This is a genomic window from Streptomyces sp. NBC_01268, from assembly GCF_036240795.1.
Taxonomy (GTDB): domain Bacteria; phylum Actinomycetota; class Actinomycetes; order Streptomycetales; family Streptomycetaceae; genus Streptomyces.
Window position 1 is genome coordinate 6,958,832 of record NZ_CP108454.1, and the last position, 20,903, is coordinate 6,979,734.

Sequence of the window (20,903 nt, forward strand, 5' to 3'; positions counted from 1 at the left end):
TCCAGCTCCACGAGGGTGTCGCCGTCCTCGCGTCGGGCAGCGGCCGGTGACGGGAACCCGGCAGGTGCACCCCGACGCCTCCTCGCGCACCACTCTCGGCAAGGCCGCGGACGAGAACTTCCCCGTGGCCCCCTTCTTCCTGCCGCGCGCCTGGCGCGACGACCTGATGCGCGTCTACGGCTTCGCCCGTCTCGTCGACGACATCGGCGACGGCGACCTCGCGCCCGGCGGCGCCGACGCCCGCCACCTCGGCGTCGACCCCGGCCGGGCCGACGACCGGCTCGCGATGCTCGACGCCTTCGAGACCGACCTGCTGCGCGTCTTCGACCCCGCCGACGGCGAGCCCCGCCACCCGCTGCTGCGCGCGCTGCGCCCCGCCGTCGAGCGCCACGGGCTCACCCCCGAGCCGTTCCTCGGCCTGGTCGCCGCCAACCGGCAGGACCAGCTGGTCCGTCGCTACGAGACCTACGACGACCTCCTCGCCTACTGCGAGCTCTCCGCCAACCCCGTCGGCCGGCTCGTCCTGGCGATCACCGGCACCGCCACCCCCGAACGCCTGCGCCGCTCCGACGAGATCTGCACCGCGCTGCAGATCGTCGAGCACCTCCAGGACGTCACCGAGGACCTGGCGCGCGACCGGATCTATCTGCCCGCCGAGGACATGAAGCGTTTCCACGTCACCGAGGACGACCTGGCCCGGCCCACCGCCGGAGCCTCCGTGCGCGCCCTGATCGCCTTCGAGGCCGACCGGACCCGCGCCCTGCTCGACGCCGGCGCCCCGCTGGTCGGCAGCGTCCAGGGGCGGTTGCGGCTGCTGCTCGCCGGCTTCACCGCCGGGGGGTACGCGGCGCTCGACGCGATCGCGGACGCCGGGTTCGACGTCCTGCCCGGGCCGCCCAAGGCCGACAAACCGAGTCTGATGCGCCGGGCCGGCTCCGTCCTGCTCGCGGCGCGGAGAGAGGGGTGAGCCGGACCGTGGAGGAACAGCCGCAGCCGTCCGCACCGGTACAGGCCGCGTACAGCTACTGCGAGGCCGTGACCGGGCAGCAGGCCCGCAACTTCGCCTACGGGATCCGACTCCTGCCGGTCGAGAAGCGGCAGGCCATGTCGGCGCTCTACGCGTTCTCGCGCCGCGTCGACGACATCGGTGACGGGCCGCTCGCGCCCGACGACAAGGACCGGCGCCTGGAGGCGACCCGGGCCCTGCTCGCGCGGGTGCGCGCCGGCGAGATCGAGGAGGACGACACCGATCCGGTCGCCGTCGCCCTCGCGGACGCCGCCCGCCGCTTCCCGATCCCGCTCGGCGGGCTCGACGAACTCATCGACGGCGTCCTCATGGACGTGCGCGGCGAGACGTACGAGACCTGGGACGACCTCAAGGTCTACTGCCGCTGCGTCGCCGGGGCCATCGGCCGGCTCTCGCTCGGCGTCTTCGGCACCCAGCCCGGCGCCCCCGGCGTCGAACGCGCCGCCGAGTACGCCGACACCCTCGGGCTCGCCCTCCAGCTGACCAACATCCTCCGCGACGTGCGGGAGGACGCCGGCAACGGGCGCACCTATCTGCCCGCCGACGACCTGGCCAAGTTCGGCTGCTCCGACGGCTTCGGCAGCGAGACCCCGCCCGCCGGGGCCGACTTCGACGGCCTCGTCCACTTCGAAGTGCGGCGCGCCCGCGCGCTGTTCGCCGAGGGGTACCGGCTCCTGCCCATGCTGGACCGGCGCAGCGGCGCCTGCGTCGCCGCCATGGCCGGGATCTACCGCCGGCTGCTCGACCGGATCGAGCGCGATCCCGCGGCCGTGCTGCGCGGCCGGGTCTCGCTGCCCGGGCGCGAGAAGGCCTACGTCGCCGTGCGGGGGCTCTCCGGCCTCGACGCCCGGCACATCTCCCGGCGCACGCTCCGGAGGCCGGCGTGAAGCCCGCCAGGGGCCGCGCGGAGACAACCCGGGCCGCCCGTTCCGCGTCTGTGATCACGACGTTCCCAGGGGAGGCCGCCGCATGACCGCCGACGAGTGCTGTGCCACGCCCGGGGACGCCGCGCTCCACGGCGGCTCGCGGCCGCACGCCGTCGTCGTCGGCGGCGGCCTCGCCGGGGTCACCAGCGCGCTCCAGCTGGCCGACGCCGGAGTCCGGGTCACCCTGCTGGAAGGCCGCCCCCGGCTCGGCGGCCTCGCCTTCTCCTTCCGGCGCGGCGAGCTCAGCGTCGACAACGGGCAGCACGTCTACCTGCGCTGCTGCACCGCGTACCGCTGGTTCCTCGACCGCGTCGAGGGGGCGCACCTCGCGCCCGTGCAGGACCGCCTCGACGTGCCCGTGCTCGACGTCGGCCACCCGGCCGGGCCCCGGCTCGGGCGACTGCGGCGTTCGGCCCTGCCGGTGCCCCTGCACCTCGCCCGGAGCCTCGCCACCTACCCGCACCTCTCGCTCGCCGAGCGGGCGAGCGTCGGGCGGGCCGCGCTCGCCCTGAAGAAGCTGGACCCGGCCGACCCCGCCCTCGACGGCATCGACTTCGCCACCTGGCTCGGACGGCACGGCCAGTCCCCGCGCACCGTCGAGGCCCTGTGGGACCTGGTCGGCGTCGCCACCCTCAACGCCACCGCGCCGCACGCCTCCATGGGACTCGCCGCGATGGTCTTCAAGACCGGCCTGCTCTCCGAGCCCGGCGCCGCCGACATCGGCTGGGCGCACGTCCCGCTCGGCGACCTGCACGACACCCTCGCCCGCAAGGCCCTGGACTCGGCCGGCGTGCGCACCGAGGTGCGCACCAAGGCCGAGCGGATCCTGAGCCGGGAGGGCGGCGGCTGGAGCGTCCACACCGCCGGGGAGGTCCTGGAGGCCGACACCGTCGTCCTCGCCGTACCCCAGCGCGAGACGCGCGAGCTGCTGCCCGACGGGGCGCTCGACGACCCCGACAGGCTCCTCGACATCGGCACCGCGCCCATCCTCAACCTGCACGTCGTCTACGACCGCAAGGTCCTGCGGCAGCCCTTCTTCACCGCGCTCGGCTCCCCGGTCCAGTGGGTCTTCGACCGCACCGAGTCCTCCGGCCTCACCGGGGGCGGCCAGTACCTCGCGATCTCCCAGTCCGCCGCCCAGGACGACATCGACGAGCCCGTCGCCGTCCTGCGCGAGCGCTACCTGCCCGAGCTGGAGCGGCTGCTGCCCGCCGCCCGCGGCGCCGGGATCCGCGACTTCTTCGTCACCCGGGAGCGCACCGCCACCTTCGCCCCGACCCCCGGCGTAGGGCGACTGCGCCCCGGCGCCCGCACCCACGCCCCGGGCCTGTACCTGGCCGGCGCGTGGACCGCCACCGGCTGGCCCGCGACCATGGAGAGCGCCGTCCGCAGCGGCTTCAGCGCCGCGGGCGCCGCGCTCTCCGCCCTCGGCCGCCGCTACGACCATCCGCTGCAGGAGGCGGCATGAGTGTGAGTACCGGAACTAGAGGAGAAACCGTGCCGACTGTGCCCCCGGGGAATCCGGCGGTCGACACCGCGGACGTCGCCGCGCTGCTGGAACGCGGCCGCGCCCTGTCCACGCCCGTCATGCGGGCGGCCGTCGACCGCCTCGCGCCGCCCATGGACACCGTGGCCGCGTACCACTTCGGCTGGATCGACGCCCACGGCAAGCCCACCGAGGGCGACAGCGGCAAGGCCGTCCGCCCCGCGCTGGCCCTGATCTCCGCCGAGGCCGCGGGCGCCGGCCCGGAGGTCGGCATCCCCGGCGCCGTCGCCGTGGAGCTGGTGCACAACTTCTCGCTGCTCCACGACGACCTGATGGACGGGGACGAGCAGCGCAGGCACCGCGACACGGTGTGGAAGGTGCACGGCCCCGCCCAGGCCATCCTGGTCGGCGACGCCCTCTTCGCCCTCGCCAACGAGCTGCTCCTCGAACTCGGCACCGTCGAGGCCGGCCGGGCCACCCGCCGGCTGACCACGGCCACCCGCAAGCTGATCGACGGGCAGGCCCAGGACATCTCGTACGAGCACCGCGAGCGGGTCACCGTCGAGGAGTGCCTGGAGATGGAGGGCAACAAGACCGGCGCCCTGCTCGCCTGCGCCGTCTCCATCGGCGCCGTCCTCGGCGGCGCGGACGACCGCACCGCCGACAAGCTGGAGGAGTACGGCTACCACCTCGGCCTCGCCTTCCAGGCCGTCGACGACCTGCTCGGCATCTGGGGCGACCCGGAGGCCACCGGCAAGCAGACCTGGTCCGACCTGCGCCAGCGCAAGAAGTCCCTGCCGGTCGTCGCCGCCCTCGCCGCCGGCGGCCCCGCCTCCGAGCGGCTCGGCGAACTGCTCGCCGCCGACGCCAAGAGCAGCGACTTCGACAGCTTCTCCGAGGAGGAGTTCGCCACCCGCGCCGCCCTCATCGAGGAGGCCGGCGGGCGCGAGTGGACCTCCCAGGAGGCCCGCCGCCAGCACGCCGTCGCCATCGAGGCCCTGCACGACGTGGAGCTGCCGGCCCATGTCCGCGCCCAGCTCACCGCGCTGGCCGATTTCGTCGTCGTACGGAAGAGATGATCACCATCACTCTGATATGAGTGCGCAGTCGCCGGCCGGTGCCTCCCGGCACCGGCCGACGGCAGACCCGAAGAAGCAGATCAACGCGGAAGTACTCCGAAGTACACCGACTGCACGAAGGGGAAGCCATGACAGCGACGACCGACGGAAGCGCCGGGGCCGTGGGACCCCGAGCAGCCGCGGCCAGCGACACCACAGACCGCACCGACAGCGAGGAGGCGGCGCTCGAAGCATCCGCCGCCCGGGCCGCGGAGCTCTCCGTACGCCACCTCCTCGGCCGCCAGGACGCCGAAGGCTGGTGGAAGGGCGACCTGGAGACCAACGTCACCATGGACGCCGAGGACCTCCTGCTGCGCCAGTTCCTCGGCATCCTGGACCCGGAGACCACCCGCGCCGCCGCCCTGTTCATCCGGGGCGAGCAGCGCGAGGACGGCACCTGGGCCACGTTCTACGGAGGGCCCGGCGAGCTCTCCGTCACCATCGAGGCCTATGTCGCCCTGCGGCTGGCCGGAGACCTCCCCGACGCCCCGCACATGGCGCGCGCCGCCGCCTGGATCCGTGAGCGGGGCGGCATCGCCGCGGCCCGGGTCTTCACCCGGATCTGGCTCGCCCTGTTCGGCTGGTGGCGCTGGGAGGACCTGCCCGAACTGCCGCCCGAGCTGATCTACCTGCCCTCGTGGTTCCCGCTCAACATCTACGACTTCGGCTGCTGGGCCCGGCAGACGATCGTGCCGCTCACCGTCGTCTCGGCCAAGCGCCCGGTGCGGCCCGCGCCCTTCGCGCTGGACGAGCTGCACACCGACCCGGACCGGCCGAACCCGGCGAAACGTCTTCCCTCCGCGGCCAGTTGGGACGGCTTCTTCCAGCGGGTCGACAAGGGGCTGCACCTCTACCGCAAGCTGGCCCCGCGCCGGCTGCGGAAGAGCGCCATGGACGTCGCCGCCCGCTGGATCATCGAGCGGCAGGAGAACGACGGCTGCTGGGGCGGTATCCAGCCGCCCGCCGTCTACTCGGTGATCGCCCTCCACCTCCTCGGCTACGACCTGGACCACCCGGTCATGCGGGCCGGCCTGGAGTCCCTCGACCGGTTCGCTGTGTGGCGCGAGGACGGCGCCCGGATGATCGAGGCCTGCCAGTCGCCGGTCTGGGACACCTGTCTCGCCACCATCGCCCTCGCCGACGCCGGGGTGCGCCCCGACGACCCGGCGCTGGTCAAGGCGGCCGACTGGATGCTGGGCGAGGAGATCGTGCGCACCGGCGACTGGGCGGTGCGGCGGCCCGGACTCCCGCCCGGCGGCTGGGCGTTCGAGTTCCACAACGACAACTACCCGGACATCGACGACACCGCCGAGGTGATCCTCGCGCTGCGCCGGGTGAACCACCCCGACCAGGCGCGGGTCGACGCGGCCATCGCCCGGGCCGCCCGCTGGACCGTCGGCATGCAGTCGAAGAACGGCGCGTGGGCCGCCTTCGACGCCGACAACACCAGTGCCTTCCCCAACCGGCTGCCGTTCTGCGACTTCGGCGAGGTCATCGACCCGCCCTCCGCCGACGTCACCGCCCACGTGGTGGAGATGCTGGCGTACGAGGGCAAGGCCGGCCACCCGCGCGCCCGCCGGGGCATCGAGTGGCTGCTCGCCGAGCAGGAGCCGGGCGGGGCCTGGTTCGGCCGCTGGGGCGTCAACTACGTCTACGGCACGGGCTCGGTCGTGCCCGCCCTGACCGCCGCCGGACTGGCCGTCGGGCACCCCGCGATCCGGCGGGCCGTCGCCTGGCTGGAGTCGGTGCAGAACGAGGACGGCGGCTGGGGCGAGGACCTGCGCTCCTACTCGGAGCGCCAGTGGGTCGGCCACGGCACCTCCACCGCCTCGCAGACCGCCTGGGCGCTGATCGCGCTGCTCGCGGCGGGCGAGCGGGGGTCGGAGGCGGTCCGGCGGGGCGTCGCCTGGGTGGTCGCGACCCAGCGGGAGGACGGCTCCTGGGACGAGCCGTACTTCACCGGCACGGGCTTCCCCTGGGACTTCTCGATCAACTACCACCTGTACCGGCAGGTCTTCCCGCTCACGGCGCTCGGCCGCTACGTGAACGGGGAGCCGGTGCTCCGCGGACCCGGGAGGGCCTGATGGCCCGGGACCCCGGCGCCGCCGCCGCACCCGACGGGCCCGCCCTCCCGGCCGCCCCCGCCGTCGTGCCGCCGCTGCTGATCGCCTGCGCCCTCGGCATCGAGCAGCTGGCGCTGCGCAGCGGCGCGCGCGGCGCCGAGCGGGCGGCGGCGCCCGCGCCGATGACCGTGATGCGGACCGGCATGGGCCCGGCGCACGCGCGCCGGGCCGTCTCCCGGGCCCTGGAGGCCGAGGCCTGGCGGGACGCGGCCGTCATCGCCTCCGGCTTCTGCGCCGGGCTCGCCCCCGGGATGCACCCCGGCGACCTGATCGTCGCCGACGAGACCCGCGGCCCCGACGGGGTGACCCCCTGCACGGGCACGGAGCTGCTGGTCAAGGCGCTCGCCAGGGCCGTGCCCGGGCGGACCGTCCACACCGGCCCGCTGACCGGCTCCGACCACGTGGTGCGCGGCCCGGAGCGGGCCGCGCTGAGGGCCGGCGGGGCCGTCGCCGTCGACATGGAGTCCGCCGCCACCCTGCGTACGGCGGTGGCGGCCGGACCCCGCCCGGTTGCGGCCGTACGGGTGGTCGTGGACGCTCCAGAACATGAACTGGTCCGGATCGGCACGGTGCGCGGTGGAATATCGGCTTTCCGCGTTCTTCGTGCCGTCCTTCCCGCTTTCTTCGAATGGCACCGTTCTTTGCTGCTCCCCAGGAGGTGAGCGAGTTATGGCCATGCCGCTCCGTCAGTCCATCCGGGTCGGGACCTACCTCTTCGAACAGAAGCTCCGCAAGCGGGAGAAGTTCCCGCTGATCGTCGAGCTGGAGCCGCTGTTCGCCTGCAACCTCAAGTGCGAGGGCTGCGGCAAGATCCAGCATCCGGCGGGCGTGCTCAAGCAGCGCATGCCGGTCGCCCAGGCGGTCGGAGCCGTCCTGGAGTCCGGGGCGCCGATGGTCTCCATCGCCGGCGGCGAGCCGCTGATGCACCCTCAGATCGACGAGATCGTCCGCCAGTTGGTGGCCAAGCGCAAGTACGTCTTCCTCTGCACCAACGCGATGCTGCTGCGCAAGAAGCTGGAGGACTTCACCCCCTCCCCGTACTTCGCCTTCGCCGTCCACATCGACGGACTGCGCGAGCGGCACGACGAGTCCGTCGCCAAGGAGGGAGTGTTCGACGAGGCGGTGGCGGCGATCAAGGAGGCCAAGCGGCGCGGCTTCCGGGTCACCACCAATTCGACGTTCTTCAACACCGACACCCCCCAGACGATCATCGAGGTGCTGAACTTCCTCAACGACGACCTCCAGGTCGACGAAATGATGATCTCGCCCGCCTATGCCTACGAGAAGGCTCCCGACCAGGAGCACTTCCTGGGCGTCGAGCAGACCAGAGAACTCTTCAAGAAGGCCTTCGCAGGCGGAAACCGGCGCCGTTGGCGGCTCAACCACTCGCCGCTCTTCCTCGATTTCCTGGAAGGCAAGGCCGATTTCCCCTGCACCGCGTGGGCGATCCCGAACTACTCCCTCTTCGGGTGGCAGCGCCCCTGCTATCTGATGAGCGACGGCTACGTCCCCACGTACCGCGAGCTCATCGAAGAGACCGACTGGGATGCGTACGGCCGCGGCAAGGACCCCCGCTGCGCCAACTGCATGGCGCACTGCGGCTACGAGCCCACCGCCGTCCTCGCCACCATGGGCTCGCTCAAGGAGTCGCTGCGCGCGGTACGGGAGACCGTCCACGGGAACAACGGGTGAGCCGGTCATGACGGGCGAGTTCGACCTGCGGGCCCTGCTCGCCGAGCGCGGGGGCGAGCGGTACGAGCTGCACGCCCGGCACCTCAACCACCAGCTCCCGCGCATGCTCCACACCATCGGCTTCGACAAGGTGTACGAGCGGGCCGAGGGCGCCCACTTCTGGGACGCGGACGGGGCGGACTACCTGGACATGCTCGCCGGCTTCGGCGTCATGGGCCTGGGCCGGCACCACCCCGTCGTCCGCAAGGCGCTGCACGACGTCCTCGACGCCCAGCTCGCCGACCTCACCCGCTTCGACTGCCAGCCGCTGCCCGGACTGCTCGCCGAGCGGCTGCTCGCCCACAGCCCCCACCTCGACCGGGTCTTCTTCGGCAACAGCGGCACCGAGGCCGTGGAGACCGCCCTCAAGTTCGCCCGCTGCGCCACGGGGCGGCCGAGGGTCCTCTACTGCTCCCACGCCTTCCACGGGCTGACCACCGGCTCGCTCTCCGTCAACGGCGAGGACGGCTTCCGGGACGGCTTCGGCCCGCTGCTGCCGGACACGGCGATCGGCCTCGGCGACCTCGACGCCCTGGAGCGGGAGCTGCGCAAGGGGGACGTGGCCGCGTTCGTCGTGGAGCCGATCCAGGGCAAGGGCGTCCTGGAGTCCCCGCCGGGCTTCCTGCGCGCCGCCCAGGAGCTGCTGCACCGGCACGGGGCGCTGCTGATCGCCGACGAGGTGCAGACCGGCCTCGGCCGGACCGGCGACTTCTACGCGTACCAGCACGAGGAGGGAGTCGAGCCGGACCTGGTCTGCGTCGCCAAGGCGCTCTCCGGCGGCTACGTGCCGGTCGGCGCCACGCTCGGCAAGGACTGGATCTTCAAGAAGGTCTACTCGTCGATGGACCGGGTCCTGGTCCACTCGGCCAGCTTCGGGGCGAACGCGCAGGCCATGGCCGCCGGGCTCGCGGTGCTCTCGGTCATGGAGGCCGAGGGCACCGTCGCCCACGTCCGGCGGATCGGCGGCCTGCTCTCCGCCCGGCTGCGGGAGCTCGTGCCGCGCTACGAGCTGCTGAAGGAGGTCCGGGGCCGCGGGCTGATGATCGGCATCGAGTTCGGGCGCCCGTCCTCCCTGGGGCTGCGCAGCCGCTGGACGATGCTGCAGGCGGCCCGCAAGGGTCTCTTCGCGCAGATGGTCGTGGTGCCGCTGCTCCAGCGGCACCGGATCCTCACCCAGGTGTCGGGCGACCATCTGGAAGTGATCAAGTTGATCCCGCCGCTGGTCATCGACGAGGCGGACGTGGACCGCTTCGTGACCGCCTTCACGGCGGTGATGGACGACGCCCACGGCGGCGGCGGACTGATGTGGGACTTCGGGAAGACGCTGGTCAAGCAGGCGGTCGCGCAACGCTGACCGTGCCGGGTACGGCCGGGACTCCGGTCTTTTGCCTCTGGGGCAAGAAACTTGCCTCAGAGGCATGAACCTGGCGGAATGGACGCATGGACCACGTCCCCGGGGAATCCTCCCCGGACCCTGCCGCCCCCGCCGCGCCCGACGTCCTGCCGGACGTCGCTCCGCAGCTGCGGGCCCTGCGCCGCCGCCGGGGGCTCACCCTGGAGGCGGCCGCCCAGCGGGCCGGACTCTCGCCGGCCCACCTGTCCCGCCTGGAGACGGGTAACCGACAGCCCTCGCTGCCGATGCTGCTGGCCCTGTCCCGCATCTACGGTACGACGGTCTCCGAGCTCCTGGGCGAGACGCCGCCCGAGCACGACCCGGTCGTCCGGGCCGGGCGCTCCGAACCGGTCGAGGCCGACGGCTGGATCTACCGCCAGGCCGGCGGCGCCGGGCGCGCCCTGCAGTGCCTGCGCGTGCACGTGCCCTACGCCACCCGCGCCGACATCGTGCGGGTCCACCCCGGCGAGGAGTGGATCCACGTCCTGGAGGGCCGCGTGCGGCTCGCCCTCGGCGACACGGTGCACGTCCTCGATCCCGGGGACAGCGCGCACTTCGACTCGCTCACCCCGCACCGGATCGGCGCCGCCACCCGCGCCGGGGCCGAGCTGCTCTTCGTCCACACCCTGATGCAGAGTCCCGTCGCCGAGCTGTGCCTCGGCGACGGGACCCCGCACCGGCGCTGACCCTCCGAGTCCCCCGACCGTGGAAAGGACCGACATGTCCCAGAACTCCGTACCGGACACCGGCGAAGAGCGTGGCAACGGCAAGTTCCCGAAGGGGCTGGTGCTCCGCCTCTTCGCCTACCTGATCGCCGGGCACCTCTTCGCCGGCTTCCTCTACCTGCTGTTCGCGATGGGCGGCGGCCAGTAGGGAGCGCGGAGGCTACGCCTCGACGAGCAGCCGCTCGCGCAGCCGCTCCCGGGTCTGAGGGGCGAGCCGCAGCCCCTCCGCCAGGTAGGCGTCGACCGAACCCCAGGTCTCCTCGATGGTCGCGAAGGCGGCCCGCAGATACTCCACCCGCGCGTCGAAGAGCGGGCTCAGCAGCTCCATCACCTCGGGCGACATGGCGCCCTCGGCGGTGGAGCTGCGCTGCACCTTGTACCGGCGGTGCGGCTCGTTCGACTTCACGTAGTCCGCCTCGATCGCCTCGCGCTCGACGCCGACGGCGAGCAGCGTGATCGCGATGGACAGACCGGCGCGGTCCTTGCCGGCGGCGCAGTGCATCAGGGCCGGCACGCTCTCCTCGGCCATGGCGTGCAGGACGCGGCTGTGCTCGGCCGTCCGCTCCACAATCATCTTCTGGTACGAATCGGACATCCGGGCCGCGGCCTTGCCGTCGCCCAGGATCTCGCGCAGCTGCGCCAGGTCGCCCGAACGCACCAGCTTCCAGAACTCCTTGCCGTCGGCCGGGTCGTTGAGCGGTATGTTCACGTTCCGCACGCCGGGCAGCTCCACGTCCGCCCCCTCCATGCGCCGGTCGGCCTCGTTGCGGAAGTCGAAGACGGTGTGCAGGGCAAGGGTGGCGAGAAACGTCGCGTCCTCCGCCGTGGCGTGCGCCAGGTGACCGCTGCGGAAGAGGCGTCCGGCGCGCACGCTCCGTCCGTCCACCGTCGGCAGCCCGCCGAGGTCGCGGAAGTTGCGTACGCCGGTCAGCTCGGGCTCGGTCGTCGTCTGCGTCACGGATGCTCCTGGTCTCGAGATCGGTTCCTGGGGCAATCATCCAGGTGAGGGGCCCCGGCCGCACCCCCTCGGGCTGTAATGGGTGTTCTGTCCGAATTGAACCCTTAGGGGTAACGCGCCCTGATACCGGGGGAGATGGCATTCGGCGCGTGAGCAGCGTCATAGACGTGACGGACCGTGCCTGATCGTCTTTTCCAAATTCCCTTCCGGAAAGGGAAATCGAGGGACCGTCATCCACGGAGGGTGACCGTAATTCCGGCCGGAAATCGCGCCTGAGTCACTGTCGGGAAATCAGTGGCTTGTTCACGCCCACCCGCCTCGTCTAGCGTCGCGCTCAATCCGGACGGACCGCCTAATCCTGCCGCCGCCCGGAATCCGCACACCACCCGTACAAGGCAGGAGCGGGGGACCCAGGTAGTTCGCCGATCCCTCGAAGAAGGACGGCTCGGGGTGAAGCCGCGCGCAAGCGCTGCCGGACATCTCCAGTCCGAACCCGACAGCTCACCTCGCAGGCGACGGAGAGGAATTCGCCATGCCCGCGAAGGGTAAGCACCGCCGTCCCAAGGTCAACCCGATCACCCGCGGGTTCGTCGCCGCAGGCACCGGTGGCGCCGTCGTCGCCCTGCCGCTCATCGGCGCGACCGGCGCACACGCCGCCGAGCAGGCCGCCCCGACCGCGAAGGCCCCGCAGGCCGTCGCCGCCGCGGCCCCCGCCCAGGCGCCGGCCGCCAAGCCCGCCGCCGCCCCCAAGGCGTACACCGTCGTCCGCGGCGACTACCTGTCCAAGATCGCCGGCGAGCACCACCTGGCCGGCGGCTGGCAGAAGCTCTACCGCGACAACCGCCAGGTCGTCGGCGAGGACCCCTCGCTGATCCTCCCCGGCATGAAGCTCACCCTCGGCGCCAAGGGCACCGCCAAGGCCCACGCGCCGAAGGCCGAGCGCAGCGCGAAGAGCACCGGCGACGACACCCGCGCCTCCCGCGACAGCGAGCGCTCCTCGGCCGCCGCCACCTCGACGGCCTCGTCGTCCTCCGCGTCCTCGTCCTCCTCTTCTTCTTCGTCCTCCTCTTCCTCCTCCTCTTCCTCCTCCTCTTCCTCTTCCTCGGCGGGCCAGACCACCTCCTCCGGCTGGGTCACTCCCATCGCCGGCGGTGGCGTCTCCACCCCGTACCGGGCCTCCGGCTCGATGTGGTCCTCCGGCTACCACACCGGCGTCGACTTCATCGCCTCCACCGGGACCACCGTCCGGGCGGTCGGACCGGGCACCGTCTACTCGGCCGGCTGGGGCGGCGCGTACGGCAACCAGGTCGTCATCCAGCACGCCGACGGCACCTTCTCGCAGTACGGGCACCTCTCCTCGCTCTCCGTCTCCGCCGGCCAGACGGTCAGCGGCGGCCAGCAGATCGGCCTCTCCGGTTCGACCGGCAACGTCACCGGACCCCACCTGCACTTCGAGATGCGCACCGGGCCGGAGTACGGCTCCGACATCGACCCGCTGGCCGTCCTGCGCCAGCACGGCGTCAGCATCTGAGGCTGCTGACCCCGCGAACTCCACGGGTTCACCCCGCAGGCCCGGCACCCACGTGCCGGGCCTCCGGCGTATTCCGGCTTGGTGGAATCTTTATCGGTGGCATATGTCACCCGCCGTCAACCCCTCCTTACGGTCGCGTAGGTCACATCCGTAAGGGAAAGATGTGTTCCCGTGGCAGACGATTCGAGAACAAGAGACAAGAACGCATTCGGGTCGTACGCGGCGATCGGTGACAGCTTCACGGAGGGCGTCGGCGACCCCGGCCCCGACGGGACGTACGTCGGATGGGCGGACCGGTTCGCGGTCCTGCTCGCCGACCAGCTGCCGGAGAACGACGCCTTCCGCTACGCCAACCTGGCGGTGCGGGGGCGCCTTCTGGACCAGATCGTCGCGGAGCAGGTCCCCCGGGCGAAGGAACTCGCCCCCGACCTGGTGACCTTCTGCGCCGGCGGCAACGACATCATCCGCCCCGGGACCGACCCCGACGACGTGGCCGAGCGCTTCGAGCGCGCGGTCGCCGACCTGACCTCCGCCGTGGGCACCGTCATGGTGACGACCGGCTTCGACACGCGCGACGTGCCCGTCCTGAAGCACCTGCGCGGGAAGATCGCCACCTACACCGCCCACGTCCGGAGCATCGCCGACCGCTACGACTGCCCGGTGCTCGACCTGTGGTCGCTGAAGTCGGTCCAGGACCGGCGGGCCTGGGACGACGACCGGCTCCACCTGTCGGCCGAGGGACACACCCGGGTCGCGCTGCGCGCCGCCCAGGTCCTCGGTCTGCCGGTGCCGGCCGACCCGGACCAGCCGTGGCCGCCGCAGGCTCCGCGCGGCACCCTCGAGGTCCGCAAGGACGACATCCACTGGGCGAAGGAGTACCTGGTCCCGTGGATCGGACGCCGTCTGCGCGGCGAGAGCTCCGGGGACCACGTCGAGGCCAAGCGCCCCGACCTCATGCCCCTCTAGGGGACGCGGGGAGTCCGGCCGGTATCCGTTCCAGGACGCCGCCGGCGAACACGTCGTACAGCGGCAGCGTCTCCAGGTGGACGTAGCCGATGTGGCAGTCGCAGACGGCGAGCGGACAGGGCCGCGGGCGCAGTGCGGTCCGGTACGACCCGTCGTAGAGGTTGCCCAGCTCGGCCCTGACGAAGTGGCAGCGCCGCACCGTCCCGTCGCCGTCCACCGAGACGACCGACTCGCCGGTGCGGCACGGCAGCCCGGCCGAGCGGTGCGGATGCCGGCTGTACGGGAAGAGGGGGTCGAGGAGCGTCCACTCCTCGGCCTCCACGTCGGTGTACGTGCGGCCCTCGGCCGCGTTCACCCACAGGTAGACGCCGGCCGGCAGCTCGGCGCGCAGCCGCCGGGCGGCGGCCAGGTGCTCCGGCAGGCCGACGATCCCCACGCTGAAGCGGATGCCTCGCCCCGCGAGCGCGTGGCACTTGCCGAGGAACCGCTCGTACGGGGTCTGGCCCGGGTGGTACGTGCACCACAGGGCCACGCTGTCCGGGTCGGCCTCGTCCAGCCACTCCGTGCGGCAGCTCAGGTTGGTCTGGATCGCCACCCGCTCCACGTGGGGCAGCCGGGAGAGCTCCACCAGCGCGCGCCGGTACCAGGAGCGCACCAGGCCCTCGCCCCACGGGGTGAACAGGACGCGCAGCCGGTCGTCCCGCCGCTCCGCCGCCCAGCCGGCGAAGCGCTCCAGGGCGGCCCGGTCGGCCGTCAGCGCCGCGCGGCTGTCGCGGCGCTTGGCGAACGGGCAGTACGGGCAGTCGTAGTCGCAGGAGGCCAAGGGGCCCCGGTACAACAGGGTCAGATCCATGCCGGGCCCCGCTACTTCGCCTCGTACGCGGCCATCGCCGCCCGCACCGCCGGGGAGAACAGCTCGGGGCCGAGCCCGTCCGAGAACGCGAGGCCCTCGGGGGAGAGCCGGAGCAGCCCGCCGGGAGCATCCCCGTCCAGCCAGCCCAGCTCCTCGAAGCGGGCGAGCTCGGCCGGGAAGTCCGCGAAGGGCGAGGCGCCGAAGCGGGCCGTGTAGTCCGCGGTCTCCATGCCCTCGGCCTGGAGCAGCGACTGCAGCAGATGGCGGCGGCGGGCCTCGTCCGGACCGGTCGGCCGGCCCACCTCCGCCCGGGAGAAGTCCGCCGTCGCCGTGTACGTGTCGATGATCGAGCGGATCTCGCGCATCCCGACCGCGTAGTCGAAGGAGTAGTGCAGCCGCGAGGTGTAGGAGCGGGCGCCGCAGCCCAGGCCGATCATGCCGTCGGTCTGGCAGGCGTGGTCGTCGGGGCCGAGCGCGGGCGCGTCGGCGCGCCGGAACATGCGCATCGACACCTGTCGGTACCCGTGGGCGAGGAGGTGGTCCCGTCCGTGCCGGTAGAGCCGCAGCCGCTGCGCGTCCCACTCCCGGTCGGCGTCCTGCCCGCCGGTCTGCCGGCCGAGGCCGGTGAGCGGGCGGACGTACAGCGGGTAGAGGTAGAGCTCCTCGGGCCGCCACTGGAGCGCGGCGTCGAGCGAGCGGCGCCAGGACGCCTCGGTCTGGCCGTCGATGCCGTAGATGAGGTCGATGTTGAGGACCGGGACGCCGGTGTCCCGGATGCGTCCCAGGGCGGCCTCGACGTCGGCGCGGCGCTGCGGGCGCACGGCGGCCCGGGCCTCCTCCTCGACGAAGCTCTGCACGCCGATGCTCAGCCGGGTCGCGCCCCGCCCGGCGAGGACCGCGAGCCGGTCGGCGGTCGCCGTGGCCGGGGAGGTCTCCACGGACAGCGGCACCGTCCGCAGGTCGGCCCCCATCCGTCGCTCGGCGATGTCGCAGAGCCGCTCCAGCTCGGCGGCGGACAGATAGGTGGGCGTCCCGCCGCCGAACGCGGCCGTGGCGAACCGCACCGGCCCCGCGTCCCCCAGCGCCTCGCGCACCGCCGCGGCCTGCCGGTCCAGCGCGTCGAGGTAGCGGGTCGTCAGCTCGTCGGGGGCGCCGATCCGGGTGAAGAGGTTGCAGAAGCCGCAGCGGACCTCGCAGAAGGGTATGTGGGCGTAGAGGGAGAGCGCGTCCTTCGGCTCGTCCGCCCAGAGCGCGTCGAGCGGGGGCCGCTCGGGGAGCGGGCGGTACGCGGTCTTGTGCGGGTAGGCGTAGACGTAGCTGCGGTACGGGCGCGGCGTCCCGGTCGAGCGGGTCATGCGGCGTTCTCCATGCTGTCCGGGCCGGGCAGGACGAACTGTGCGTACGGCACGTTCCATACGCTCTCGTGGCCGAGCCGGTGCCCGGTGAAGCCGTCGTCCCCGTACGCGGTGCCGTGGTCCGAGCAGACGACGGCGAAGCAGTCGCGGCGGCTGCTCATGGCCGCGAACAGGCGCCCGATGTGCCGGTCGACGTACTCCAGGGCGGCGGCGTGGGTGGCCCGCGAGTCACCGGCCTCGCGGCTCGCGCCCGGCTGGTGGAACCAGTTGGGCTGGTGCAGGGCGGACACGTTCACGAAGAGGAAGAGGCGCCGGTCGCGCGGGAGGGCGGCGACGACCTCCTCGGCGCGCTCCACCTGCGACTCGAACGAGGTGGGTGAGGCGACCCCGAACGAGGGCTCCCAGTGGCTCTCCTGGAACAGGCCGGGCAGGACCGCGCCGAGCGGCGGCCGCCCGTTGAAGAAGCCGACCCCGCCGACGCACACGGTCCGGTAGCCCTCGTGCGCGAGCGCCGACACCAGGTCGGGCGTCTCGTGGAAGACGTAGGTGCCGTCGGCCGTGGTCTCGCTTCCCGCGAAGGAGGCGGCGAAGAGTCTCGGGTGCGGTCCCGGCGAGGCGGGGGTGGGCAGGAAGCCGGCGAAGATCGCCTGGTGGGAGGCGTAGGTGAAGCTGCCGGGCGCGTGCCGGAGCTCCCAGGCACCGCCGGGCAGGTGGCGGGCCAGGTTCGGGATGCGGCCCTCGGCGGCCAGCTCGGCGGCCACGTCGTACCGCAGGGTGTCCAGGGTGACGAGGAGCAGGTCGTGGCTGCCGACGATCCGGTTCATGTCCAGTGCGGGCGGGGTCACGGCGTGCTCGTTCCTGTCGGTCGGGGGGTGCGGAGGTAGCCGGCGAGCTGCGCCGCGTAGGTGTCCAGGCCCTCGGCACCGCTGCCCGGCAGACCGGTGAGGCCGGGCAGCAGATCGCCGAAGGCGTTGACCTCGCCCACCGCGAAGCGGCGCCAGCCGGTGGCGGGCAGCAGGTCGACGCCCACGCAGCGGGTACCGGGGAAGGCCGCGGCCGCCCGCTCGCAGACGTCCAGGGCGTCGGCGAACCGCCCGCCCGCGGCGCCGATCGCGGCCCGCGCCGCGTCCAGGTCGCCCCGGGCGCCGCCCAGATGCAGATTGGTCATGGGGGAGCGGCTGGTGCGCACGACGGCGTGGGTGGCCCGGCCGTCGACCACCACCACCCGCAGGTCGGCCGCGCGCCCGCCGAGCGAGGCCTTGGGCACCCAGCGCTCGACGTGCAGGCCGTCCGGGGCGAGCGCGTCCACGAGGGCCGCGACCTCGCGCTCGGTCGTGTAGCGGCGCACCCGCAGCGAGTTGTGCAGCCGCCCGTCCGCGTCCAGCTCGACCGAGGTGGTGGCCTGCGTCCGGCCGGAGGCGGCCCTCTCCAGGGCGAGCACCCCGGAGGCGGAGGAGCCGTGCGCCGGTTTCACGAAGACCCGGCGCATCCCCTGACCGGCCGTCAGTGCGCGCACGTCGTCCCAGCCCCGTACGGGCGGGGCGGCCGGGCCCGAGGTCGGCGCGTGCGGCACGGGCACCCCGGCCGCGAGGAGCCGGCCGTGCCCGAGCCGCTTGTCGAAGAGGACGGCGAGCTCGTCCGGGTCGCCGAGCAGGACCGCGCCGGCCGTCCGCACTCCGGCGGCGAGCCCGTGCACCGCCGCCGTGAAGCGCGCGTACCAGCGTCCCGTGCCCTCGACCCGGGTCGGCTCCGGCACGCCCCGCAGCAGCCGGTCGACCTCCGGCTCCTCGCCGGGGGAGTCGAGCCGCACGAGCTCCCCGGGGTGGAAGCGGGCCCCGCCCCGCAGCACGTCGAGCCACGGCACGACCCGCGGCCGGGGCAGCCCGGCGGCGCGCGCCGCGTCCTGGAAGAGCCGCACCCGGCGGCCCTCCGGGTTGCCGACGACGGCGAGGGGCGGGGCGCCGCTCACTCGGCGACCGCCACGTACCGGTACGGCTCGCCGTCGCCGTCGTCCTCCGGCGTCTGCGCGTCGTCGAGGTCGACCGTCACCCCGTGAGGAGCGAGGGTCGCGGTCACCCGCTCGGCGGTCCGGGCCGACAGGTAGTGGTGGGCGAGCCCGAGCCGGTGCAGGTGGGTCAGCGGCTGCCCGGCGAGCAGCGCCTCCGCGCCCGCGTCGGTGAGCACGCCCATGGACAGGTCGAGCTCCTCCAGCCGGGCGACGACCGGCGCGGTGGCCACGGCGGCGGCGATCTGGTCCTGGATGTGGCTGTTGCGCAGCCCGAGCCGCCGCAGAGCGGGCAGCCGGTCCCCGGTCAGCAGCGGCTCCAGGTCGGCGGGTGTCGCGTCCGCCCCGTACTCCTCGGTGCCCAGCCACAGCTCCAGTCGCTCCAGCGCGGGCAGCTCGCTCGCCGCGACGCCCCGCACGACCTCGGCGCCCAGGCCGCCGGTCTCCAGGACCAGGGTGCGCAGCGCGGTGTGCCGCACGGGCGGGAAGGCGAGCCCGCTGCCGCCGCGCACCCCCAGCTCGCGCAGCCGCGGGTAGGCCGCGAGCAGCGGGCCGACGTCGGACTGGACGATCCACGAGACCTCGCACTCCTCGGAGGTCATGTCGCCGAGGAACAGCGCCTCCAGCCCCGTGAGCCGGTTGTTCGCGCCCATGAGCGCCGTCACGATCCCGGCGGAGGAGGTGTCGTACGCCTCCTCCCAGCCGCCGACCACGACGGCCCGCACCCGGCCGGTCTCCACCGTCGCCAGGAAGCGCTCGAACAGCGGCCCCCACTCCTCGTCCTCCGGGTCCGCGTACGTCGGCGCGGAGAGCCGCCACGCCACCGAGGCCGGATCGGGCAGCCGGACCGCGGCGCCCGGCGCCGGGAACTCGAACACGGGCAGGCCGTGGAACTCCTGCAGGTGAACCCCGATGGTCATGAGCGCTCCCGTACTCCGGACGCCGAACGGCGTTGATCGGCTGATGGCAGAAGTTCTACCAAGGGGCAGTGACAGGCGAGGGGTCGGGATGGCATCCCCCCGACGGCGAGGGACGCGCGCCCCGCCGCCCGACTCGTCCCGCCGTCCTACGCCTCCACACCCGGGCGTCGCCCGCACGCGCCCGCCGAGGTCCGGGACAGGCGTCCGGAGAGGTGAAGGAAACGGGCGTCCAAGGAGTGGCGCTGCGCCGGTGGGGGCGGGGCCTGGTGGGATGGGCGCGCCGACAAACATCCCCGAAGGGACCGCCCATGACGCCCCGTCACCCCGACAGCAAGACCGCCCGCACTCCCGCCCGCACCGTGCGCGCGCTCGCCGTCGGTGCCGCCCTCGGCGGAATGCTGCTCGGCGCCGCGGCCCCCGCCGTCGCCGCCGCGCCCGGGGGGACGGCCCGCCACACCGCCGTACGGGCCGCGCCCGCCACCGTCTCGGTCAGCGGCAGCGGCCGGGCGTCCGCCGCGCCCGACGTCGCCGTGGTCTCGGTCGGCGTCGAGGCGACCCGCAAGACCGGCAAGGAGGCGATGGCCGCCCAGAGCACGGCGGCCAAGGCGCTCCTCGACGCCCTGGCGCAGCAGGGCATCGCCGACCGGGACATCCGCACCGAGAGCCTGTCCCTCTCGCCGGTCTACACCCAGACCGCCCAGGGCGAGAGCAAGGTGACGGGCTACCAGGCCGGGCAGAGCTTCTCCGTGAAGGTCCGTGACGTCGACAAGGCCGGGCAGGTCGTCGGCGCGGTCAGCGACGCCACCGGGGACGCGGGGCGCGTCAACGGTGTCTCCTTCGACGTCTCCGACCCGACCGCGCTGCGCGCCAAGGCCCGCGACGCCGCCTTCCGCGACGCGCACGACAAGGCCGCCCGGTACGCCGAGCTGAGCGGCCACCGCCTCGGTCGGCTGGTGTCCCTCACCGAGGGCGAGAGCGTCCGCCCGAGCCCCGGCGCCCTCCCGAGCGCCCCCGCGGACGGCGGCGAGAGCGTCCCGCTCGCCCCCGGCGAGATCGAGGAGCACGTGACGGTCGCGGCGGTCTACGAGCTGATCTGAGGCGCTGCCGACGGTGCCGGGCCCGCTTCCGGGCCCGCTTCCGGGCCCTCCGTCGGCCCCACCGCCGGTTCCCCGGCCGCCCCCGCCGTCGCGAACGACGTCACCCCCAGCTCCCGGGCGAGCGCCCCGTCCGCCCACTCCAGCAGGGTGGCGCGGGGGAGCGCGCCCGCGTACGAGGTCATCTGGACCGCCAGGCCGTCCAGGAAGGCGGTGAGCCGCCAGGCCGACGCGGCCGGGTCGGGGCAGGTGAACTCCCCGGCCGCCGCGCCCTCGGCGATCACCCGGGTCAGGGCGGCCTTCCACTCCCGGTCCAGCGCACCGGCGACCTCGCGCAGCGCCGGTTCGCGCAGCGCGGCCGCCCAGCCCTCGATCCACAGGCGCCAGCCCTTGGCCTGCCCGGTCGGCGCGTACCAGCGGACCGCCGCCCGCAGCCGGCGCACCGCCGTGGTGCGGCGGCCCAGCACCCGGCGCAGCCTGGCCAGGTCCTCCTCGGCCGCGTGCGCGAAGGCCGCCGCGACCAGCTGTTCCTTGGTCGCGAAGTGGTAGAGCACCAGCGCGTTGCTGACGCTGAGCTCCGCCGCCACGTCCGCGACCCGGAGCGCCGCGACGCCCTTGGCCTCGATCAGGCCGACGGCCGCCCGGAGCAGCGCCTCGCGCCGCTCCGCCGCACCCAGCCTCACTCTCGCCAT

At 73.7% G+C, this 20,903-nt stretch carries 20 protein-coding genes and 1 riboswitch; of the genes, 13 read left to right on the top strand and 7 right to left on the bottom strand.

Features of this window, described 5'->3' with window-relative positions:
• The first annotated feature begins 46 nt into the window (after window positions 1–46).
• The 10 genes from hpnC to OG309_RS31410 all read left to right on the top strand — a co-directional run bounded on the left by hpnC (window position 47) and on the right by OG309_RS31410 (window position 10,677).
• Window positions 47–967 carry a squalene synthase HpnC gene (hpnC, locus tag OG309_RS31365; RefSeq protein WP_329425998.1) on the top strand — a complete coding sequence of 307 codons (921 nt, stop codon included), beginning with the start codon at window positions 47–49 and terminating at the stop codon, window positions 965–967.
• Window positions 964–1,914 carry a presqualene diphosphate synthase HpnD gene (hpnD, locus tag OG309_RS31370; protein WP_329425999.1) on the top strand — a complete coding sequence of 317 codons (951 nt, stop codon included), beginning with the start codon at window positions 964–966 and terminating at the stop codon, window positions 1,912–1,914. The genes hpnC and hpnD overlap by 4 nt, the downstream gene beginning before the upstream one ends.
• An 82-nt stretch (window positions 1,915–1,996) precedes the next feature.
• Window positions 1,997–3,421, top strand: a complete 1,425-nt coding sequence (hpnE, locus tag OG309_RS31375) for a hydroxysqualene dehydroxylase HpnE (RefSeq protein ID WP_329426001.1) — start codon at window positions 1,997–1,999, stop codon at window positions 3,419–3,421.
• A gap of 38 nt (window positions 3,422–3,459) precedes the next feature.
• Window positions 3,460–4,518 (top strand): polyprenyl synthetase family protein, encoded by a 1,059-nt coding sequence (locus OG309_RS31380; protein WP_402544757.1) that lies wholly within the window; start codon window positions 3,460–3,462, stop codon window positions 4,516–4,518.
• Between the two features lie 128 nt (window positions 4,519–4,646).
• Window positions 4,647–6,641, top strand: coding sequence for a squalene--hopene cyclase (shc, locus tag OG309_RS31385; protein ID WP_329426005.1), 1,995 nt, complete (start codon window positions 4,647–4,649; stop codon window positions 6,639–6,641).
• Entirely contained in the window at window positions 6,641–7,342 is a 702-nt protein-coding gene (locus OG309_RS31390) for a phosphorylase family protein (protein ID WP_329426007.1), read from the top strand. The genes shc and OG309_RS31390 overlap by 1 nt, the downstream gene beginning before the upstream one ends.
• A 7-nt stretch (window positions 7,343–7,349) precedes the next feature.
• Window positions 7,350–8,372 (top strand): adenosyl-hopene transferase HpnH, encoded by a 1,023-nt coding sequence (hpnH, locus tag OG309_RS31395; RefSeq protein ID WP_329426009.1) that lies wholly within the window; start codon window positions 7,350–7,352, stop codon window positions 8,370–8,372.
• 7 nt (window positions 8,373–8,379) lie between these two features.
• Window positions 8,380–9,765 (top strand): aspartate aminotransferase family protein, encoded by a 1,386-nt coding sequence (locus OG309_RS31400; protein ID WP_329426011.1) that lies wholly within the window; start codon window positions 8,380–8,382, stop codon window positions 9,763–9,765.
• 86 nt (window positions 9,766–9,851) lie between these two features.
• The gene (locus OG309_RS31405) at window positions 9,852–10,490 is read left to right on the top strand and encodes a helix-turn-helix domain-containing protein (RefSeq protein WP_329426012.1); all 639 of its coding nucleotides are present in this window, start codon (window positions 9,852–9,854) and stop codon (window positions 10,488–10,490) included.
• A gap of 34 nt (window positions 10,491–10,524) precedes the next feature.
• On the top strand, window positions 10,525–10,677 hold the full coding sequence (locus OG309_RS31410; RefSeq protein ID WP_329426014.1) for a DUF6126 family protein: 153 nt from the start codon (window positions 10,525–10,527) through the stop codon (window positions 10,675–10,677).
• A gap of 12 nt (window positions 10,678–10,689) precedes the next feature.
• On the opposite strand, the gene OG309_RS31415 is transcribed toward OG309_RS31410, so the two are convergent.
• Window positions 10,690–11,487 carry a tyrosine-protein phosphatase gene (locus OG309_RS31415; protein WP_329426016.1) on the bottom strand — a complete coding sequence of 266 codons (798 nt, stop codon included), beginning with the start codon at window positions 11,485–11,487 and terminating at the stop codon, window positions 10,690–10,692.
• Between the two features lie 373 nt (window positions 11,488–11,860).
• Window positions 11,861–12,015, top strand: a riboswitch (cyclic di-AMP (ydaO/yuaA leader).
• Window positions 12,016–12,019: 4 nt separating this feature from the next.
• Here OG309_RS31415 and OG309_RS31420 point away from each other — a divergent pair.
• Together OG309_RS31420 and OG309_RS31425 are read left to right on the top strand one after the other, a co-directional pair.
• A complete protein-coding gene (locus OG309_RS31420) occupies window positions 12,020–13,018 on the top strand; it encodes a M23 family metallopeptidase (protein ID WP_329426017.1) in 999 nt (332 codons plus the stop codon).
• A 171-nt stretch (window positions 13,019–13,189) separates the two neighbouring features.
• Window positions 13,190–13,984, top strand: a complete 795-nt coding sequence (locus tag OG309_RS31425) for an SGNH/GDSL hydrolase family protein (protein WP_329426019.1) — start codon at window positions 13,190–13,192, stop codon at window positions 13,982–13,984.
• Here OG309_RS31425 and OG309_RS31430 read toward each other — a convergent pair.
• Genes OG309_RS31430 through OG309_RS31450 form a run of 5 tightly spaced genes read right to left on the bottom strand, consistent with a single transcriptional unit; the run spans window position 13,971 to window position 19,117 of the window.
• The gene (locus OG309_RS31430; protein WP_329426021.1) at window positions 13,971–14,837 is read right to left on the bottom strand and encodes an STM4011 family radical SAM protein; all 867 of its coding nucleotides are present in this window, start codon (window positions 14,835–14,837) and stop codon (window positions 13,971–13,973) included. The genes OG309_RS31425 and OG309_RS31430 overlap by 14 nt on opposite strands.
• An 11-nt stretch (window positions 14,838–14,848) precedes the next feature.
• Window positions 14,849–16,192 carry an STM4012 family radical SAM protein gene (locus tag OG309_RS31435; protein ID WP_329426023.1) on the bottom strand — a complete coding sequence of 448 codons (1,344 nt, stop codon included), beginning with the start codon at window positions 16,190–16,192 and terminating at the stop codon, window positions 14,849–14,851.
• Entirely contained in the window at window positions 16,189–17,016 is an 828-nt protein-coding gene (locus tag OG309_RS31440; RefSeq protein WP_329428644.1) for an STM4013/SEN3800 family hydrolase, read from the bottom strand. Before OG309_RS31440 ends, OG309_RS31435 begins: the two co-directional genes overlap by 4 nt.
• A 17-nt stretch (window positions 17,017–17,033) precedes the next feature.
• Window positions 17,034–18,161 (bottom strand): STM4014 family protein, encoded by a 1,128-nt coding sequence (locus OG309_RS31445; protein ID WP_329426025.1) that lies wholly within the window; start codon window positions 18,159–18,161, stop codon window positions 17,034–17,036.
• On the bottom strand, window positions 18,158–19,117 hold the full coding sequence (locus tag OG309_RS31450) for an STM4015 family protein (RefSeq protein WP_329426027.1): 960 nt from the start codon (window positions 19,115–19,117) through the stop codon (window positions 18,158–18,160). Before OG309_RS31450 ends, OG309_RS31445 begins: the two co-directional genes overlap by 4 nt.
• 308 nt (window positions 19,118–19,425) lie before the next feature.
• Between OG309_RS31450 and OG309_RS31455 the strand changes: the two genes are divergently transcribed.
• Window positions 19,426–20,214, top strand: a complete 789-nt coding sequence (locus tag OG309_RS31455; protein ID WP_329426028.1) for an SIMPL domain-containing protein — start codon at window positions 19,426–19,428, stop codon at window positions 20,212–20,214.
• Here the strand turns inward: OG309_RS31455 and OG309_RS31460 are convergent.
• On the bottom strand, window positions 20,199–20,903 hold the full coding sequence (locus OG309_RS31460) for a TetR/AcrR family transcriptional regulator (protein ID WP_329426029.1): 705 nt from the start codon (window positions 20,901–20,903) through the stop codon (window positions 20,199–20,201). The two genes, OG309_RS31455 and OG309_RS31460, sit on opposite strands and share 16 nt — an antisense overlap.

What these genes read in the sequence shown, in the direction of transcription:
- hpnE (WP_329426001.1), top strand. Translation starts at nt 1,997, where the DNA reads ATGACCGCCGACGAGTGCTGTGCCACGCCCGGGGACGCCGCGCTCCAC.
- shc (WP_329426005.1), top strand. Translation starts at nt 4,647, where the DNA reads ATGACAGCGACGACCGACGGAAGCGCCGGGGCCGTGGGACCCCGAGCA.
- OG309_RS31390 (WP_329426007.1), top strand. Translation starts at nt 6,641, where the DNA reads ATGGCCCGGGACCCCGGCGCCGCCGCCGCACCCGACGGGCCCGCCCTC.
- hpnH (WP_329426009.1), top strand. Translation starts at nt 7,350, where the DNA reads ATGGCCATGCCGCTCCGTCAGTCCATCCGGGTCGGGACCTACCTCTTC.
- OG309_RS31400 (WP_329426011.1), top strand. Translation starts at nt 8,380, where the DNA reads ATGACGGGCGAGTTCGACCTGCGGGCCCTGCTCGCCGAGCGCGGGGGC.
- OG309_RS31405 (WP_329426012.1), top strand. Translation starts at nt 9,852, where the DNA reads ATGGACCACGTCCCCGGGGAATCCTCCCCGGACCCTGCCGCCCCCGCC.
- OG309_RS31410 (WP_329426014.1), top strand. Translation starts at nt 10,525, where the DNA reads ATGTCCCAGAACTCCGTACCGGACACCGGCGAAGAGCGTGGCAACGGC.
- OG309_RS31420 (WP_329426017.1), top strand. Translation starts at nt 12,020, where the DNA reads ATGCCCGCGAAGGGTAAGCACCGCCGTCCCAAGGTCAACCCGATCACC.
- OG309_RS31430 (WP_329426021.1), bottom strand. Translation starts at nt 14,837, where the DNA reads ATGGATCTGACCCTGTTGTACCGGGGCCCCTTGGCCTCCTGCGACTAC.
- OG309_RS31435 (WP_329426023.1), bottom strand. Translation starts at nt 16,192, where the DNA reads ATGACCCGCTCGACCGGGACGCCGCGCCCGTACCGCAGCTACGTCTAC.
- OG309_RS31440 (WP_329428644.1), bottom strand. Translation starts at nt 17,016, where the DNA reads ATGAACCGGATCGTCGGCAGCCACGACCTGCTCCTCGTCACCCTGGAC.
- OG309_RS31450 (WP_329426027.1), bottom strand. Translation starts at nt 19,117, where the DNA reads ATGACCATCGGGGTTCACCTGCAGGAGTTCCACGGCCTGCCCGTGTTC.
- OG309_RS31455 (WP_329426028.1), top strand. Translation starts at nt 19,426, where the DNA reads ATGACGCCCCGTCACCCCGACAGCAAGACCGCCCGCACTCCCGCCCGC.
- OG309_RS31460 (WP_329426029.1), bottom strand. Translation starts at nt 20,903, where the DNA reads ATGGCGAGAGTGAGGCTGGGTGCGGCGGAGCGGCGCGAGGCGCTGCTC.